Genomic DNA, 16,695 nt, shown 5'->3' with positions numbered 1-16,695 from the left:
ATTCATTTCCGCTCTTCCTTTCCTAAGCACAGCATTGGTCATTAGTTCATTGGTCATTGGTTCATTGCTTTCTTTTCCTTTCTACCTCTCCCAAGCACGTCATTCCAACATTCGGAGGAATCTAACACCATGCTTGGTTAACTATGCGCTAGATTTCTCTTCGTTCCTCATTCGAAATGACGGAAATGGGAACAGTCTCTGCGGCTTCATTTCCGCTCTTCCTTTCCTAAGCACAGCATTGGTCATTAGTTCATTGGTCATTGGTTCATTGCTTTCTTTTCCTTTCTACCTCTCCCAAGCACGTCATTCCGACATTCGGAGGAATCTAGCATCATGCTTGGTTAACTATGCGCCAGATTTCTCTTCGTTCCTCATTCGAAATGACGGTGGGAACACGCCGGATTCAACATCCATAAAAACAAAAAACCCCGAATTGCTTCGGGGTTTTTCAATTTTATATTTGGTTGGTTGTGTACTTCTTAAGCTTCAGCCAATTCTTGTGTTAAAGCCTCATCAACTAAGATACGTCCGCAATGCTCGCAAACAATAACTTTTTTACGTTGACGGATATCTAACTGACGTTGAGGTGGAATTTTATTAAAACAACCTGAACAAGAATCTCTATCGATAGTAACTACTGCTAAACCATTGATTGCGTTCTTCCTCAACCTGTTGTAAGCAAACATTAAACGCTCCTCAATGTTTTCTTCTGCTTTTTCTGCTTTTTTAACTAAAGCCTGCTCTTCTTTTTCTGTTTCGCCAGTAATAGTCTCTAATTCAGCTTTTTTAGCGTCCAAATCACCTTTTCTTAAGTCAAGGTTAGCTTGTGCTTTTTCGAAGATTTCAGTTTTGTTGTTGATTTCGAAACCAAATTCTTTGATTTTTTTCTCGCTTACCTGAATATCTAAGTTTTGAATTTCAACCTCTTTAGTTAAGGCATCATATTCACGGTTATTTTTTACGTCTTTAAGTTGTGCGTCGTATTTTTTGATTAAAGTTTGAGCTTCTTTAATCATGTTTTTACGATTTACAATTGCATCCTCCGTATCATCCAACTCTGCTTTTATCTTTTGGATACGGGTTTCCAAACCAGCTACCTCATCTTCTAAATCGGCAACTTCAATTGGCAACTCACCTCTAATTTGGCGTATTTTATCAATTTTAGTATGTAAGTTTTGTAATTCGTATAAAGCCTTTAGCTTTTGCTCTACTGTTTGTTCCATTAAATGAAATAATTTATGGGGTTTGTGTTATGCTCCGTTAAACGGATTGCAAAGTTAGGAAATTTTTCTTGAATATTATCTATCAACAAATTAGATGTAAATTGTTCACTTTCAAAATGTCCCATATCTACAATCATGATTTTATCTTCAGCATCGAAAAATTCATGATACTTAAAATCAGCAGTTACAAAGGCATCAGCTCCGGCAGCAATGACATTTTTTAGCAAAAAGCTCCCGGAACCGCCACAAACCGCAACTTTTTTAACGCCTTTAGCTAGGATATCGGTATGCCTCAACACTTTCGCTTGCATGTTATGTTTCACTAGGCGCAAAAAATCATCGCCAGCTAAAGCTTCTTCCAACTCGCCCACCATGCCAGAGCCTACGCTTTGTAGTTTATTTTCTAGCGCATAAATATCGTAGGCCACCTCTTCATAAGGGTGATTTTGAAACAACGCTGTTAAAACCTTACGTTCATCCTGCGTTTTAAAAATAACTTCGATACGGGTTTCGTTCGCATATTCGCGTACGCCAGCTTTGCCTAAAGTTGGGTTAGAAATTTCATTGCCTTTAAAAGTTCCCGTACCTTCCACATTAAAACTGCAATCGCTGTAGTTACTAATATTGCCAGCACCAGCACTAAATAAAGCGTTGCGCAATTGCTCTGCATCTTTCTGCTCGCAAAATGTAACCAGCTTCTTTAAAATTCCAGTTTTAGGCACTAAGATTTCAGTATTTATAACGCCCAAACGTTTACATATTTCGGCATTAACCCCATGATGCACACTATCTAAATTGGTATGTATAGCATATAAAGCGATGTTATTTTTGATCGCTTTTAGCACGGTACGCTCTACGTAATTTTTACCATTTAGCTTTTTCAGCCCTTTAAACACAATCGGGTGATGTGCTATGATTAGGTTGCAGTTCTTGGCAATAGCCTCATCTACGATCTGTTCAGTACAATCTAAAGTTACCAATGCTGCATGAACTTCATCATTTGGATGTCCTACAATCAATCCTGCATTGTCATAATCTTCCTGATAGTTGAGCGGAGCCAAGGCTTCCAAAAAATTGGTAATCTCGAATAACTTCATGATGTAAAAATAGGGTTAATTGGTTGTTTTTTCAACCACCTTAGACACCTTAGAAAACCTTAGCTTCTATTTTAAGATATTAAACGAAGTCTTCATGGCTCTTAATTTCTTAATGGTTACAACTAAAATAAATTTAGGTGACTAAGATTGTTAAAACATACGTTTTAATTTTAACACCTAACAGACCTTAGAAAACCTAAGGTATTATTGCACAAAATGATAAAACATGAAGGAATTAAGAAATTTAAGCCGTCATACATTAGTGTGCCCATCATCCTGAATTTACTTCAGGATCTTTCATGTAGGTATATTATATAGAATCATTAGACAATCTCTCATCATTATGGAAACATTAAGGAATGAAGTTTTCATGTTTCTTAATGGTTCAAAAATACTCAATCAACTAAAATGAACTTAGGTGACTAAGGTGGTTAAAAAACATAGACGCTTTAATTTTACCACCTAAGACACCTTAGAAAACCTAAGGTATTATTGCACAAAATGATAAAACATGAAGGAATTAAGAAATTTAAGCCGTCATACATTAGTGTGGCCGTCATCCTGAATTTATTTCAGGATCTTTCATGTAGGTATATTATATAGAATCATTAGACACTCTTTACCATTACAGAAACATTAAGGAATGAAGTTTTCATGTTTCTTAATGGTTCAAAAATACTCAATCAACTAAAATGAACTTAGGTGACTAAGGTGGTTAAAAACATAGACGCTTTAATTTTACCACCTAAGACACCTTAGAAAACCTAAGCCATGGTCTGCTTAATGTTTAAAAACAAAAAAATCCCTATAGGTTTTTAGCCCACAGGGATTTGATATTTGTGTGTAAAAAAACTTCCTTTTTAGGAACTAAGGTTAAAAATTACTCATTTTAACCATTTGCATACTTTCGAAAACCATACGTTGATTATACTCAAAAGCTAAGGTTTTGTGGTTTACGATATCGATAATCGAACCGATTAAACATAAGCCCAACGTAAGCAAGTATAAAATACCCATTCCTATTTGCCCTACAATAAACCTTTGTAAACCAGGAACAAAAAGAGCACCCACAATTGCAAACATCAGCATATCGCTTGGGTTTTTACGCTTTCCTGAATATACCATTAAGAAAGTACGTAATTGTTGCTCATTCAATCCTTGAGTTGCAGATTGAAGGTAAGAATATTCTTGAGGGCTGATACCCGGCAATGACATAAAATTTTGATCGAACATGACTATATCTCCTTATATTTTAGATAGTTGTTTTGTTTAAATATTAATTGTTTACCTAACTGATAAATACGGTAAAGGATAATAAGCAAGGCTGGAATGCCAAACCAATGATGCCTAAAACTTGCATAAAAATCAGCATTAAAGATGGCCGTTATTGATCTACCTAAACCACATCCCGGACACCACTCGAAACCTAAATTTGCTAGCGGACATAAGGTAAAATGATGCTCATGAGGATTGGCGGTGGCCAGTAACGTTAGCGCCAAAACCCAAAAAACTAGTTCTACATATTTGCTCACTTTGCTGATCACTGTTTCTTTGTTGTTTATTAATTAGAAGCAATATTAAGCTTATTGTTACTTCTTTTAAAGCGTAATCGACCAACGGGAAATAAAAACCGACAAAACCGAAGATTGATTTGATGATTTGGGAATTTGATGATGTGATAATGAAGAATTTTGAATGACTAAATGAATGAATGATAGAATAAAGCAACTTGTCATCGACTTTCGGACTTTCCGACTAAAAAACCTCCGTCTAATACCGTATCTTTGGCTAGTGAACGTTAGAGATTTAATCAATAGATTTAAAACCGACCAACGAGTTCTTGCCATCGCGAAATCGCTGAATAGTAGCAAGAGCAAAACCCAAATCAAGGGATTGGTGGGTTCTTCCGATGCCGTAATTGCAGTTACTACCTACTTTTTACAGCACAAGCCGCAACTTTTTGTATTGCCCAACCGCGAAGAAGCTGCTTATTTTTCTTCAGATTTGGAGAGTATTTTGGGTAAGGAGATTTTGTTGTTCCCTTCTTCATTCCGCAAGCCATTTGAGTTTACACAGGTAGACACTTCTAATGTGCTGGCTCGTGCCGAAGTGCTGAATGAACTGAATCACCAATCGGAATATGGACAAATTGTGGTTACTTACCCAGAAGCATTAGCTGAAAAGGTAATTGACCGTAGCGTTTTAGAGAAAAACACTTTAGAGATTAACGTTGGTGCCAGCTTAGGCATCGATTTCATCAACGAGTTTTTATTTGAATATGATTTTGAACGCTCTGATTTCGTTTATGAACCTGGACAGTTCTCCATCCGTGGAGGTATTGTAGATATTTTTTCTTTCTCTCACGATTTACCTTATCGCATTGAGTTTTTTGGGGACGAGGTAGAAAGCATCCGTACGTTCGAAATTGAAAGTCAGCTTTCGGTAGACGATGTAAAAAACTTAACCATAGTACCGAACGTTCAAGCCAAATTTTTGACGGAAAATAACATCAGCCTGCTAGATTATATTGAGAAAGATACTCAGCTTTGGTTTAAAGATGTGGCTTTTACTTTAGATGTCATTAAAGGTGGTTACAAAAAAGCCAACGAACTTTGGAAAGCCTTATCCTCAGCAGAGAAGCAGGCAAATCCTAATTGGATAGACCCCAAATTTGCTTTTTCTGATGATAAAATGGTGGCTGATCTTTTCCAAGATTTCACCTTAGTAGAATTTGGGAAACAGTTCTTCTACCAAACAGACGATGTTTTCAACTTCGATACTAAACCGCAGCCTTCGTTTAACAAGGATTTCAACTTGTTGATTCATAACTTTAAGGAGAACGAAAAACAGGGCGTCAATAATTTCATCTTTACCAATTCGGCCAAACAGGTAGAACGTTTGTACGCCATTTTAGATGATATCGACAAAACCGTTAAATTTATCCCTATCCACGTGCCTTTGCGTGAAGGTTTTGTAGATTTTACCCAAAAAGTAGCTTTTTACACCGATCATCAAATCTTTGATCGTTTCTACAAATACCAACTCAAGAAAGGTTATCAGCGCAGTCAGGCCATTACGTTAAAAGAGCTGAGAGATTTAAAGCCAGGTGATTTTGTAACGCACATAGACCACGGTATTGGCAAATATGCTGGTCTGGAAAAAGTAGAGACCAACGGAAAAATGCAGGAAATGATCCGTTTGGTTTATGCCGACAATGATCTGCTGTATGTGAACATCAACTCCCTAAATCGCATTGCGAAATATAGTGGCAAGGATGGCACACCACCAAAAATGAATAAACTGGGCACCGAAGCCTGGGATAAGCTTAAAAAAAGTACTAAAAAAAAAGTTAAAGACATAGCCCGAGACCTGATTAAGCTTTATGCTTTGCGTAAGGCGCAAGTAGGTACGGCCTTTGCTCCCGACAGCTATTTAGATACAGAACTGGAAGCTTCGTTTATTTACGAAGACACTCCAGACCAAATGAAAGCCACCACAGATGTCAAACGGGACATGGAAGCACCACACCCAATGGACCGTTTGGTTTGCGGCGATGTGGGCTTTGGCAAGACTGAAGTTGCGCTTCGTGCCGCGTTTAAAGCGGTAGCTAATGGCAAGCAAGTAGCAGTACTGGTGCCAACAACTATCTTAGCATTGCAGCACTTCAAAACGTTTTCTTCGAGGTTAAAAGAATTTCCTTGTACGGTAGATTATATCAACCGTTTTAAAACCGCTAAACAAATTAGGGAAAGCTTAGAGAAATTAGCACAGGGCAAAATCGACATCATTATCGGCACACATCGTTTATTAAGCAAGGATGTGAAGTTTAAAGACCTAGGCCTAATGGTGATTGATGAAGAGCAGAAATTTGGCGTTGCTGCCAAAGAAAAACTGCGTGCTATGCGTGTAAGCATCGATACCTTGACGCTAACCGCAACGCCAATTCCTCGTACACTGCATTTCTCTTTGATGGGTGCTAGAGATTTATCTATCATCAACACGCCACCACCAAATAGACAACCAGTAACTACCGAATTGCATGTGTTTAACGACAAATTGCTGCAGGAAGCTGTGCAGTTTGAGCTAGACCGTGGCGGACAGGTGTTCTTTGTGCATAACCGTGTGCAAGATTTGCAGCAGTTAGCTGGATTGATACAGACATTAGTTCCGCAAGCACGCATCGGCATTGCCCATGGTCAACTAGAAGGTGATGCTTTGGAAGATGTGATGTTGGATTTTATTAACGGTGAGAAGGATGTGTTGGTGGCGACTACCATTATCGAAACTGGTTTGGATGTACCCAACGCCAATACCATTATCATTAACCATGCACACATGTTTGGTTTGAGCGATTTGCATCAAATGCGTGGTCGTGTGGGGCGTTCTAACAAAAAGGCTTTTTGCTATTTATTGAGTTTACCGCTATCTACCCTAACGGATGAAGCCCGTAAACGTTTAAGTGCCATTGAAGAGTTTTCTGATTTGGGCAGTGGTTTTAATATCGCTATGCGTGATTTGGATATTCGTGGAAGTGGTAATCTTTTAGGTGGCGAACAAAGTGGATTTATTGCCGAGATTGGCTTTGAGATGTACAATAAAATCTTGGATGAGGCCATACAGGAGCTGAAGGACGACGAGTTTAAGGATTTGTTTAAAGACCAGCCAGAAAAACCTTTCGTAAGCTTTACACAGGTTGACACCGATTTGGAAATGCACATTCCGGACAGCTACATCACCAATATTACCGAACGATATAATCTTTATACCGAAATATCTAAGCTAGAAACCGAACAACAAATTAAAGCTTTTGAGCAGCGAATGAAAGACCGCTTTGGGCCTGTTCCCTCACAGGTTTTAGCCATGCTTAAAGTGGTTCGCCTGCAATGGATTGCCAAACGACTGGGTTTCGAAAAAGTAAGTTATAAAAAGAATGTGTTGAGAGGTTATTTTGTGAGCGACAAGCAGTCTAAATTCTTCGATTCGGAGACTTTCAATAAGATTTTGGCCTTTGCTCAATTGCATCCACGTTTGTGTAATTTAAAAGAGGTGAAAAACAGCCTACGTATTTCTTTTGACAATATTGGAAATATTGACGAGGCTGTGGAAATGCTAGAAATGATATAACACCCACCCAATAATTCCCTCTCCTTTTCAAGGAGAGGGCTAGGGAGAGGTTTAAAACAACCCTCTCTGTCCTTTGGACATCTCTCCCTAAAAGGGAGAGAATACAGAGCCCTTTATATCTGTTGCCTTGCCTTGATGGCCAAATATCTATTCACTACGTTAACGGTTAGGTTTTGCGGAGCGGTAAGCAAACTTAAAATACCATGTTTGGTGAGCTCTTTAACCATCAAACGTTTCTCGTAAGCAAATTTCTCGGCAATGGTTTTGATGTAGATCCCTTGCACATCTTTTGCATCATCATCGCTCAAGGTTCTTAGCGTAGTGTTCTCGAAAAACACCACCAATAACAAGTGATATTTGGCAATGCGTTTAAGGTAAGGTAGCTGCCTTTCTAATGCCGACATACTCTCGAAGTTGGTAAAAAACACGACCAAACTACGCTGCTTTAATGCCGAGCGTAAACTCACAAAAAGCGCTTCCATATCCGTTTCCAGATAACGGGTTTTCTCTTTGTACAGCACTTCCATAATTTTGTTGAGCTGCATTGGGCGCCTGTCTGCAAGCACTACATTTTTGGTTTTCTCGGCAACGGTAATCAGCCCTGCTTTGTCTTGTTTAACTAAAGCTACGCTAGATAAAATTAAACTGGCGTTAATGGCATAATCTAATAAACTCATTCCTTCGAAAGGCATCTTCATTGCCCTCGATTTATCGATTACGCAATAGATGTGCTGCGAACGTTCTTCGGTGTAAGTGTTCACCATAAAATCCGACTTACGAGCAGTTGCTTTCCAATTGATGGTCCTAAAATCGTCGCCAGCTACGTAGTTTTTCACTTGGTCGAACTCCATGCTGTGTCCTACCCTTCTGATTTTCTTAATCCCCACATCCGTTAAACGGTTGGAAATTGCCATCAACTCGTATTCCCTTAATTTAAGGAAGGATGGGTATACAGGCACCATACCCGCACCAGCGATGTTAAGCCTTCTACTTACCAAACCCAAAGGGGATTTCACAAACAAACGGGTAAAACCGAAGTCGTACTCGCCACGCTTAGTTGGTCTTAAAAAGTAGTTAATAATTTTTTGCTCCCGCGATTTAAGCGTAGTAGTAAACCACAAATCTCGCTTTTGGAATTGGAACGGAATTTCGTCAATGATACCAATCGACACTTGGAAAGGATAAAAGTTTTCGACGAAGATTTTGAGCTCATTATCATCGCCATTACTCAATCGCTCTGGCACCTCTCTTCTTAAGAAAACTGCTTTTTTTGAGGAATGAAGCAAATAAATATCAACCAAAAACAGCAGCAACAACACACCAAAAACGATGTAGGGTATATCGCCCAAGATGGGCAGAAAGAAGGCAAAAAGAAATAAGGCCGAGCAAATGCCCAGTGCAATGAAAAGTCTGTTTTCGAGAAACAGGTTGGTATAAAGTTTTCTAAATAGTTTTTTCATTTATTTCATTATTGCCTTTATTGTGAGGGGCAACTAAATATTACAAATATTTAATCAATCATTTATTCCTCCCCCTAACCCTTCAATCTAAGGAGGTGGCATTGTTATTCTTGAATCCCTCAAGCCTGTATTTATTTTCCTCCCCCTCCCCCCTCAAGAGGGGGACAACAATGTTGTCTATAGCGTGTTGCTTAAACAAGATGTTAGGTATGCTCCTAATATCCCCCGCTGGCGGGGGAATTAAAGGGGGTGGTCACTTTTATAATTCTGTATATAGTTTTCAATTGTCCTAACTACATTATCCATATCCTTCAACACTTCATCATCAGAAAATCTTAAAACAGAAAATCCAATTTCTTCTAGCTTTTGCTGTCTCACAATATCATTTTCAGCAACTTGCTCCCAATCATGTGTCAGCCCATCAATCTCTATAATCAACATTAAATCCTTACAAAGAAAATCAGCAATGTAATTCAAAACCGGTCTCTGTCTCCTAAACTGATAACCTTGCATCTGTCTTGCACCCAGAACATATTTCCACATGCAAGCTTCCGCCTTTGTCATATCTTTCCTATTGTTATTGGCGTAGTTTTTTAGTTCATGATTATAATGCCAAAGGTTAGATTTATCAGCTTTTTCCATTTTTAAGTTCTCCAACTTGCCTTATAGTTTCCTCCCCCTGCTCCCTCAATGAGGGGGATAATAATGTTGCCCATAGCGTAGTGTTTAACCAATACGCTAAGTCTGCTCCCAATGTCCCCCGCTGGCAAGCTTGCTCCGATACTTCGGAGGGGAATTAAAGGGGGTGGTTTATTCATGCCTATACACCTCAAACCCCGCAACTATTTTCCTTCCCATGTACCCTCAATGAGGGGATAATAATATTGCCTATAACATGGTGTTTAAAACTGGAAGCAGCTTTCTCCTTACCTTGGCACCTCTATTTTCTTAATAATCTGCGTAATGATATCCGAAGTGGTTAAACCTTCCATTTCCTTTTCTGGGCTAAGCATTACTCTATGTGCTAACACAGGAGTGGCTACCTTTACGATATCATCTGGTGTTACGAAATCTCTACCAGCCATTGCTGCAATTGCTTTGGCGCTGTTAATTAAGGCTAAAGAAGCCCTTGGCGAAGCACCCAAATACAAAGCTTTATTCTGACGGGTTTCATTGACAATCTGTGCTGCATAAGCCAATAACTTAGGTTCTACAAACAAGGCTTTTATGGTAGCTCGCAGCGAAGTAATTTGTGCAATATCCAGCACTGGCTTAATCTCCTCTAACTGATGCTGCGTATCCTGCTGATGCTGTTGTTCCAAAATCTCAATCTCTTCTTCTAAGGTTGGATATTTGATTTCCACCTTGAAGAGAAAGCGGTCTAACTGCGCCTCAGGCAAGCGGTAAGTTCCCTCCTGCTCTATCGGATTCTGTGTGGCCAACACCATGAAAGGCTCTTCCAGCTTATAGGTTTTTCCATCAACCGTTACTTGGCGTTCTTCCATTGCTTCAAATAATGCCGACTGCGTTTTTGCAGGTGCACGGTTAATTTCATCTACCAAGATGATGTTGCCAAAAATCGGGCCTCGCCTAAATTGAAACTCTGCAGTTTTAGGACTGAATACCGCTGTACCCAACACATCAGAAGGCATTAGATCTGGCGTAAATTGTATACGAGAAAAAGTAGCTGCAATGCTTTTCGCAACTAATTTTGCACTTAAGGTTTTGGCTACGCCAGGCACACCCTCTAATAGCAAGTGCCCATTGGCCAGTAAACCGGCAATTAACAAATCTATAGTGCCCTGTTGGCCCACTATGATCTTTCCCAATTGCTGTCTAATTTGCTCTACCGCTCGGCTCAGCTCACTTAAATCGGTACGTTGGTTAAACATTTCTTGTTCCATACTTATAATTTCTTTTTGTTTCTGCTCAAGCTACTTGCCGTCATCTCGACGATAGGAGAGATCTTTTCTTTAGCTAGATTTCTCCCTTCATTATATTTCGGTTCGAAATGACGATGAAAGTGCTATACATCCAATCTATAAAATCGTTCTATCAGTTTATTAAATTCAATCAGATTTTGGTCACTAATGTTTGCTTTATCTTCCATGTTATTAAAAGCGTTGATATAACCAATCAACTGCTCAATTAGTGTTGCATCAATACCTGTAATCTTCGTTAAAGTTTCTATAAATTCTTGGTCTAATTCTGCCGTTTTTAAACGGTACTTGTTCCTTAGGTATTCCAAGAAATAGCTGATTTTTTTTCCTATGATATCGTGGTGGTTGCGCTGTTGATAATAAACAGTACCAATCACTTGGGCAAACTCTACAGCACTATTTTTTAGCGGATCTAGAATTGGAATAATCCGCTGCCTGCGCTTCATTTCATACAATACAAATATTACCAAGCCGATTAAGGCTAAGTAGTAGGCCCAGCGCAACTCGTCATAACTGAAAAGCACCCTCAATACCGATTGTTCATCTGCCACAGGACGTACGTAATATTCATCCCAAATAATAGTCTTCGCCTGTGGCAAATAAGAAAACACCTTAGCAGCGTAATCTGAGCCGTTTTCGTTTAACAGGCTGTAATTGGTAAACAATTGCGGATTAGGACAAAGTAACAAACTCCCCTTGCCAAAGCGGTATTGAACTAGATTGGGTTTCACGTCATATTTCCTTGCCAATACTAAGGCTTTTGCAGTATCTAGACTAGCAAAATATTGAGCGGCGATACCCTTCTCAAAATAATAGTCCATGTTTCGCCTTAAGTACGGAGAAGTAAAGTTGAGGGGATATTTGGTCTTATTTTGGAAATCGAAATCTGAACTTATCTCTATTTTTAACGAATCTGCCAAGGCTCCATCCATTTGAAAAGCAGCAATAAAGATATGATTACCTGCCTCCATATACTTTCGCATGGCGGTAAAATCTAATTTTTCTACCTTAAGGATAGAGGTAATAATGAAATAATTCGACTCGCCTTTTGGCACCGTTTTCAGCGTATTGTAAATATCAGTCTTGTAAACCTTCTGTACCGATTTTGGGAATATATCCTTAATATGATTGCGAAGTATATAGGTTCCGAAAGGATTTTTATCTTCTGGTAAATAAGTGGTGTTCCAATTAATTACTGGGGGTTTGGTATACTGTGCGATGAAATAAAATGCTAAAAGCAGTCCACCAAAAATGAAATATCTTCTCAATCCGCTCATCTCCATACACCGTTAAATTGTTGAAAAGACTGTTGTATTTGTGCAAAAGCAGTTCGGTCTACGGGAAAATCGCCATACCAAATGTACTCGAATTGATAAGTGAGATTGGCAAAGGCCTCCTCTCCTTTTTCGCCTTGCATTTCTCTTACATAGGCTACATTTGTTTTGTTGGGTTGCCAATCTATAATTTCCCTATCGCTCAAATGTTTTAGGGTTTGCAGATACAGCAAACGAACAGCGAGTCTGTAATTACCTTTTTGTAGCGTGTTGCTAATTTCATCTTCAAAGCTAATTTCGTGGATATTTTCCAAGCTTTCATCGTAAGGCACATCTACTGCCTTAGATTTTCCAGCAAACCATTTAAAATCTACGCCTGCTAATTTAAAAATAATAAATACCACCAGTACGATACAGATAGCCATGGCACCATATTTTAGTATGGATGGCCACATCGACGGCCCCGAAGAAGTCGATTCCCGCTGTCCAAAAAGACGGTTGATCCAATCCCAGAAGTTTCGCCAGAACCTGTCCCACCAACTTAATCCTTTTGGCTCATCATCTCCATATTGAAACTCTTTCTGCTCTTTATATTTCTGGATACTTTGGTTGCCGAACTCCTTCACTTGGGTTTTACTGCTATCTAGTTTTAGTGCTAAAGTATCCTTCACAGGTTTTCCTAAAGCTAATTGAGGAGCTTGTTGGGCCTGCAGATTCGTGGCAAAAAAAACAAAAAAAGTAATAACCTTTACGAGCAGTAAGCGCATACTAATAATCTTCTTCTGGATGTGATACCGGAGCTGGTGTATTGCCAAAACCTTCAATTCTACTCATTAAACCTGCACTTTCTTTTCTTTCCGCTAAATTAAAATAGATAAAGGCCGTAGCTACCAGAGGGATAATCATAAACACTTGCGCCAAATATTGTGAAATGGCAGAAAATAGCTGATAGCCTTTCAGCACTTGCAAACCTCCACCAGAAAAAGCACTCACCATCATCAAGATATAAGAAGGCATGTACACAATCATCATGCAAACACCTGTAATAATCCCGATCACTAACAGCGTAGCAAAAGTTACCCACCAATTCTGCTTAACCAAGGCAAAAGCACGACCGAAAGCCGTACCGAAATCCGCATTCTCTAATATCATAATGGCATAAAAGATAGAAAATGCTGGGGTTACATAAATACCAGGAATTAAGCAGAACATGGTACAAACTACCCAAATGATAGAAACCAGCAAGCCACTCCACAATACCCTGAAAAAGTAGTATTTAAAATAGGTCCACACCTCTTCTACCGTTGGCGTTACATTACCTTTAGCAATATATACAGCCACAAAACTAAGTATAGAGGTGTACATCGCAGTATAGTTTAAAACCAAAAATAAGATGACCAATAGGTAGGGCAAGCCTAACATCTGTCCCCAAACAGACATGCCATCGTACGCACCCGATTGGATACTTGCAGTCATGTTATCAGTCATTTGCAACTGCATAAAGATGGTTGAGAGCATGCCGCCCAAAATGAAAACGCCACAAAGTGAGAAAAACGTTTTGAGTAAAGCCTTGAAATTTTGCTTCACAAATAAAAGGGTACCTGAGAGCACTTCCTCGAAACTTCTAACTTGTCTGAACTCAATATTTTCTTTCATTATATCATTTTTATTTAGCCGTATATTTTTTTCTAAACACATAGATAAATAGACCTTTATTACATCCTTGCTATGTACCCTATGTTTTCTATCCCGAATCATCGGGACAAGTAGTGGTTTCATTTTACTTATCTTCCGTTAGTCTCCTATTTAACTGCCAAGGGTAAATCACTATGTACCAAACCATAAAACTTAACGAAGCAGCTAATATAGAAATGCTCAACCAAATGGGCATCCCCGTATGTCTGGTTACAAATCCTTCTACAAAGGCAGCCAATAAAATAATAGGTATAATGCCCACCGCTATTTTCGTCGCATCTTTGCCACTACGCTTAAAGGCTTCTATCCGTGTGTAAGTTTTAGGAAAAAGCAAGCCATGCCCCAATACCAAGCCAGCACCGCCCACTACCACGATAGACAATATTTCTAAAGTACCGTGTATCCAAATTACTAAGATAGACTGAGCGCCCAAGCCTTTACTAAAGAAATAATATTCAAAAGCACCAATCATGATTCCATTGCGAAGCAGATAATAGACCGGTCCGATAGACAGCAGCACTCCACTCACAAACATCACAAAAGAAACCCAAGTGTTATTGGCAGCAATCTGAAAAAACATCACAAATTCGTTCTCGTTTTTATAGACACCAAAAGGGTCGCCTTTGGCAATGTTCTCATTGGTCATGTTTACATAGCCATCACCTAAAATTAAACGCACAAAACGGTCATCATATTTGGCAGATAGCACACCAATACTGATGGCCAGCACAAAGAAAATAAAGGAGTACAAAATCTGCTTACGATAAGTATAGAAAAGCATTGGCAGTTCGTATTTCCAATACCTGAAAAACCTACCTTTCTCTTCTTTCTTGTTTTTATAGATGGCCTGATGCAGCACAGCAGCCAAACCATTCAGGTAGGCGGTAGTCTTAGACTTAGGATAGAAAGTCTTTGCGTAGGCCAGATCATTGGTAATATCTACAAAACGCTGTGCCAACTCATCAGGACTGTCTGTTTTCAGCGCCTCGTAGTTTTTCCATTTTTCAGCATTTTGCTTTACGAAGAGCGCTTCTTTCATAGCTAATTCCTGTTTCGGGAGATATTTTCCGTTAAAATAAGAGAAAAATTCAACCTTCCCTAAAAAACCTTAGTAAATTTGGTTTTAGCCACAGATACACAGATTTCATAATTGAAAAGACAATAAGCTAATCCTTAAGAAACAAATATCTGTGCATCTGTGGCTATAATTTTTATATTTGAACCTAATGGAAACCATCAAAATTAACACCAGTCAACATGTAGAAATAGATTACCCCGTAGCAGGCTTGGGCGAGCGTGTAGCTGCCTACCTTTTAGACTTCGCTATGTTCATGGTGATTTATTTCTTCGCTCTTATAGCTTTAGCTGTCATGGGTATTGCAGGTTCATTCGAAAACACTACCATCGTTATCTTCGTTATTATTTACGCTGTATGCTATGTATTTTACGATTTGCTTTGCGAAGTAGCGTTTAACGGTCAAAGTTTAGGCAAAAAACTGCTGAAAATAAAAGTAGTGAGCTTAGATGGCGGACAGGCCAGCATTGGCCAATATTTCATCCGTTGGGTTTTTAGGATTGTAGATTTTACTTTAACAGCTAACTTGTTAGGTTTTTTGAGTGTGGCGGTATCACAAAACAAGCAACGTATCGGAGATTTAGTAGCTGGCACGACCCTAATCAGAACTGTTCCTGCGACTAAGATAGAGCACATTGCTTTTCATCCGGTAGAAGACGAGGAGTATATTCCTACCTTTCCAAACGTAACGATGTTAAGTGATCACGATATCGAACTCATCCACGAAGTGGTACGTACTTATTACGCCACCTACAATGCACAACTGATTTACCAAATGGCGGCCAAGGTAACTACGCATTTGGGCGTAAGCATACCAGAAGGGATGAACGAAATGCAGTTTTTAAAGACCATATCTTCCGATTATATCTATCTCACTTCTAGATCGGTATAAATAAAAAAGCAGCCTATAAAAATAGGCTGCTTTTTATAGCTAATGAGGTACTTAATTCTACTGACCAACTAAATAACCTTGAAAAAAAGAAGTAATTGGAGTTGTTACAATGTCAGTTAAGGCATTGTCTGCGTAACATCTTACATCAACATAATCTGTAGTACCATTTAAATAGATAACAGCCGACACTGTTGCCATGTAGTAATTACTACCTGCTAAAGAAACTCCTGTATTCACATCGATACCATTTTTGGCAAGAAGAATAACCTTTTCCCCACCTGTACTGCTGACAATTCTCAAAGCAGCATTAAATTGATAATAACCTGCAACCTGAGGAGTAAACCTACCATTAGCAGTATTATACCATCCATTAGGGTTATCTGTAGATGTAGGATATACGACAAGCTTAGATGGCGTTCCTCCACCAAAGGTGTAATTAGTATTTCTAGTAGCCAAAAAACCTGTAAATTTTGGTATTAGCATATTATTCCATTTCGTACCATCAAAACTATAATGGCCAATTTGCAGCACGCTAGCCGTAGCGGCATTGGTAGTGCCACTCAAGTCGGTAACATATACAATTGCCCCAATTTGATCGGTACCATAACCTGTTTTGGCAATCAACTGGGCCCTAGTCAATTTTGGGGGAATAATTCCGTCCGGTATACCAGCGGTGCCAGGAGCACCTACCACCTGTAAAGTAGCTTTGGGGTCAGTGGTGTTAACACCTACGTTTTGTGCTTTTGCACCGAACGCAACACCTAAAATAATTAAAGTAAAAAGTTTTCTCATCGATTCGTATTTATTTGATATTTTTCCTTGATGGTCGCTTATTGAAACTAATAAAACCAGCGACTTAACATCTACCTATCTATATTTGTGATTATCCCTATCTAGAACCGGGTAGGCAAAAAG

Annotated in this window: 14 protein-coding genes; 2 read left to right on the top strand and 12 right to left on the bottom strand. The window is 39.0% G+C overall.

Going from position 1 to position 16,695, the window contains the following annotated elements; genetic code table 11:
• Nucleotides 1-479: 479 nt before the first annotated feature.
• From CRO54_RS19255 to CRO54_RS19240, 4 genes are all read right to left on the bottom strand, one after another.
• Nucleotides 480-1,223, bottom strand: coding sequence for a zinc ribbon domain-containing protein (locus CRO54_RS19255; protein WP_097133699.1), 744 nt, complete (start codon nt 1,221-1,223; stop codon nt 480-482).
• A complete protein-coding gene (locus tag CRO54_RS19250) occupies nt 1,223-2,320 on the bottom strand; it encodes a Nif3-like dinuclear metal center hexameric protein (RefSeq protein ID WP_097133698.1) in 1,098 nt (365 codons plus the stop codon). Before CRO54_RS19250 ends, CRO54_RS19255 begins: the two co-directional genes overlap by 1 nt.
• An 873-nt stretch (nt 2,321-3,193) precedes the next feature.
• Nucleotides 3,194-3,535, bottom strand: a complete 342-nt coding sequence (locus CRO54_RS19245) for an NINE protein (protein ID WP_244904300.1) — start codon at nt 3,533-3,535, stop codon at nt 3,194-3,196.
• A 20-nt stretch (nt 3,536-3,555) separates the two neighbouring features.
• Nucleotides 3,556-3,852, bottom strand: coding sequence for a DUF2752 domain-containing protein (locus CRO54_RS19240; protein WP_240775146.1), 297 nt, complete (start codon nt 3,850-3,852; stop codon nt 3,556-3,558).
• 259 nt (nt 3,853-4,111) lie between these two features.
• Here CRO54_RS19240 and mfd point away from each other — a divergent pair, with 259 nt between their 5' ends.
• A complete protein-coding gene (gene mfd / locus CRO54_RS19235) occupies nt 4,112-7,444 on the top strand; it encodes a transcription-repair coupling factor (RefSeq protein WP_097133695.1) in 3,333 nt (1,110 codons plus the stop codon).
• A gap of 113 nt (nt 7,445-7,557) precedes the next feature.
• Here the strand turns inward: mfd and CRO54_RS19230 are convergent, their stop codons facing one another.
• From CRO54_RS19230 to CRO54_RS19200, 7 genes are all read right to left on the bottom strand, one after another.
• Complete coding sequence (locus CRO54_RS19230; protein ID WP_097133694.1) at nt 7,558-8,904, bottom strand: DUF58 domain-containing protein; 1,347 nt, start codon at nt 8,902-8,904, stop codon at nt 7,558-7,560.
• Between the two features lie 240 nt (nt 8,905-9,144).
• Complete coding sequence (locus CRO54_RS19225; protein WP_097133693.1) at nt 9,145-9,546, bottom strand: endonuclease domain-containing protein; 402 nt, start codon at nt 9,544-9,546, stop codon at nt 9,145-9,147.
• A 284-nt stretch (nt 9,547-9,830) separates the two neighbouring features.
• The gene (locus CRO54_RS19220; RefSeq protein WP_097133692.1) at nt 9,831-10,808 is read right to left on the bottom strand and encodes an AAA family ATPase; all 978 of its coding nucleotides are present in this window, start codon (nt 10,806-10,808) and stop codon (nt 9,831-9,833) included.
• A 122-nt stretch (nt 10,809-10,930) separates the two neighbouring features.
• Entirely contained in the window at nt 10,931-12,121 is a 1,191-nt protein-coding gene (locus CRO54_RS19215; protein WP_097133691.1) for a DUF4350 domain-containing protein, read from the bottom strand.
• Nucleotides 12,118-12,885 (bottom strand): DUF4129 domain-containing protein, encoded by a 768-nt coding sequence (locus CRO54_RS19210; protein WP_097133690.1) that lies wholly within the window; start codon nt 12,883-12,885, stop codon nt 12,118-12,120. The genes CRO54_RS19215 and CRO54_RS19210 overlap by 4 nt, the downstream gene beginning before the upstream one ends.
• A gap of 1 nt (nt 12,886) precedes the next feature.
• Nucleotides 12,887-13,774 (bottom strand): hypothetical protein, encoded by an 888-nt coding sequence (locus CRO54_RS19205; RefSeq protein WP_097133689.1) that lies wholly within the window; start codon nt 13,772-13,774, stop codon nt 12,887-12,889.
• Nucleotides 13,775-13,898: 124 nt separating this feature from the next.
• Complete coding sequence (locus CRO54_RS19200) at nt 13,899-14,852, bottom strand: stage II sporulation protein M (RefSeq protein ID WP_097133688.1); 954 nt, start codon at nt 14,850-14,852, stop codon at nt 13,899-13,901.
• Nucleotides 14,853-15,039: 187 nt separating this feature from the next.
• Here CRO54_RS19200 and CRO54_RS19195 point away from each other — a divergent pair, with 187 nt between their 5' ends.
• Entirely contained in the window at nt 15,040-15,780 is a 741-nt protein-coding gene (locus tag CRO54_RS19195) for an RDD family protein (RefSeq protein WP_097133687.1), read from the top strand.
• A gap of 57 nt (nt 15,781-15,837) precedes the next feature.
• Here the strand turns inward: CRO54_RS19195 and CRO54_RS19190 are convergent, their stop codons facing one another.
• On the bottom strand, nt 15,838-16,572 hold the full coding sequence (locus CRO54_RS19190) for a C1q-like domain-containing protein (protein ID WP_097133686.1): 735 nt from the start codon (nt 16,570-16,572) through the stop codon (nt 15,838-15,840).
• Nucleotides 16,573-16,695 lie beyond the last annotated feature (123 nt).

It is taken from the genome of Pedobacter xixiisoli, assembly GCF_900215335.1.
Classification (GTDB): domain Bacteria; phylum Bacteroidota; class Bacteroidia; order Sphingobacteriales; family Sphingobacteriaceae; genus Pedobacter; species Pedobacter xixiisoli.
Note: the sequence above shows the minus strand (reverse complement) of the source record. Positions and strands in the feature narration are given on the sequence as shown.

What these genes read in the sequence shown, in the direction of transcription:
- CRO54_RS19200 (WP_097133688.1), bottom strand. Translation starts at nt 14,852, where the DNA reads ATGAAAGAAGCGCTCTTCGTAAAGCAAAATGCTGAAAAATGGAAAAAC.
- CRO54_RS19255 (WP_097133699.1), bottom strand. Translation starts at nt 1,223, where the DNA reads ATGGAACAAACAGTAGAGCAAAAGCTAAAGGCTTTATACGAATTACAA.
- CRO54_RS19195 (WP_097133687.1), top strand. Translation starts at nt 15,040, where the DNA reads ATGGAAACCATCAAAATTAACACCAGTCAACATGTAGAAATAGATTAC.
- CRO54_RS19225 (WP_097133693.1), bottom strand. Translation starts at nt 9,546, where the DNA reads ATGGAAAAAGCTGATAAATCTAACCTTTGGCATTATAATCATGAACTA.
- CRO54_RS19250 (WP_097133698.1), bottom strand. Translation starts at nt 2,320, where the DNA reads ATGAAGTTATTCGAGATTACCAATTTTTTGGAAGCCTTGGCTCCGCTC.
- CRO54_RS19215 (WP_097133691.1), bottom strand. Translation starts at nt 12,121, where the DNA reads ATGAGCGGATTGAGAAGATATTTCATTTTTGGTGGACTGCTTTTAGCA.
- CRO54_RS19190 (WP_097133686.1), bottom strand. Translation starts at nt 16,572, where the DNA reads ATGAGAAAACTTTTTACTTTAATTATTTTAGGTGTTGCGTTCGGTGCA.
- CRO54_RS19245 (WP_244904300.1), bottom strand. Translation starts at nt 3,535, where the DNA reads ATGTCATTGCCGGGTATCAGCCCTCAAGAATATTCTTACCTTCAATCT.
- CRO54_RS19220 (WP_097133692.1), bottom strand. Translation starts at nt 10,808, where the DNA reads ATGGAACAAGAAATGTTTAACCAACGTACCGATTTAAGTGAGCTGAGC.
- CRO54_RS19230 (WP_097133694.1), bottom strand. Translation starts at nt 8,904, where the DNA reads ATGAAAAAACTATTTAGAAAACTTTATACCAACCTGTTTCTCGAAAAC.
- CRO54_RS19205 (WP_097133689.1), bottom strand. Translation starts at nt 13,774, where the DNA reads ATGAAAGAAAATATTGAGTTCAGACAAGTTAGAAGTTTCGAGGAAGTG.
- CRO54_RS19210 (WP_097133690.1), bottom strand. Translation starts at nt 12,885, where the DNA reads ATGCGCTTACTGCTCGTAAAGGTTATTACTTTTTTTGTTTTTTTTGCC.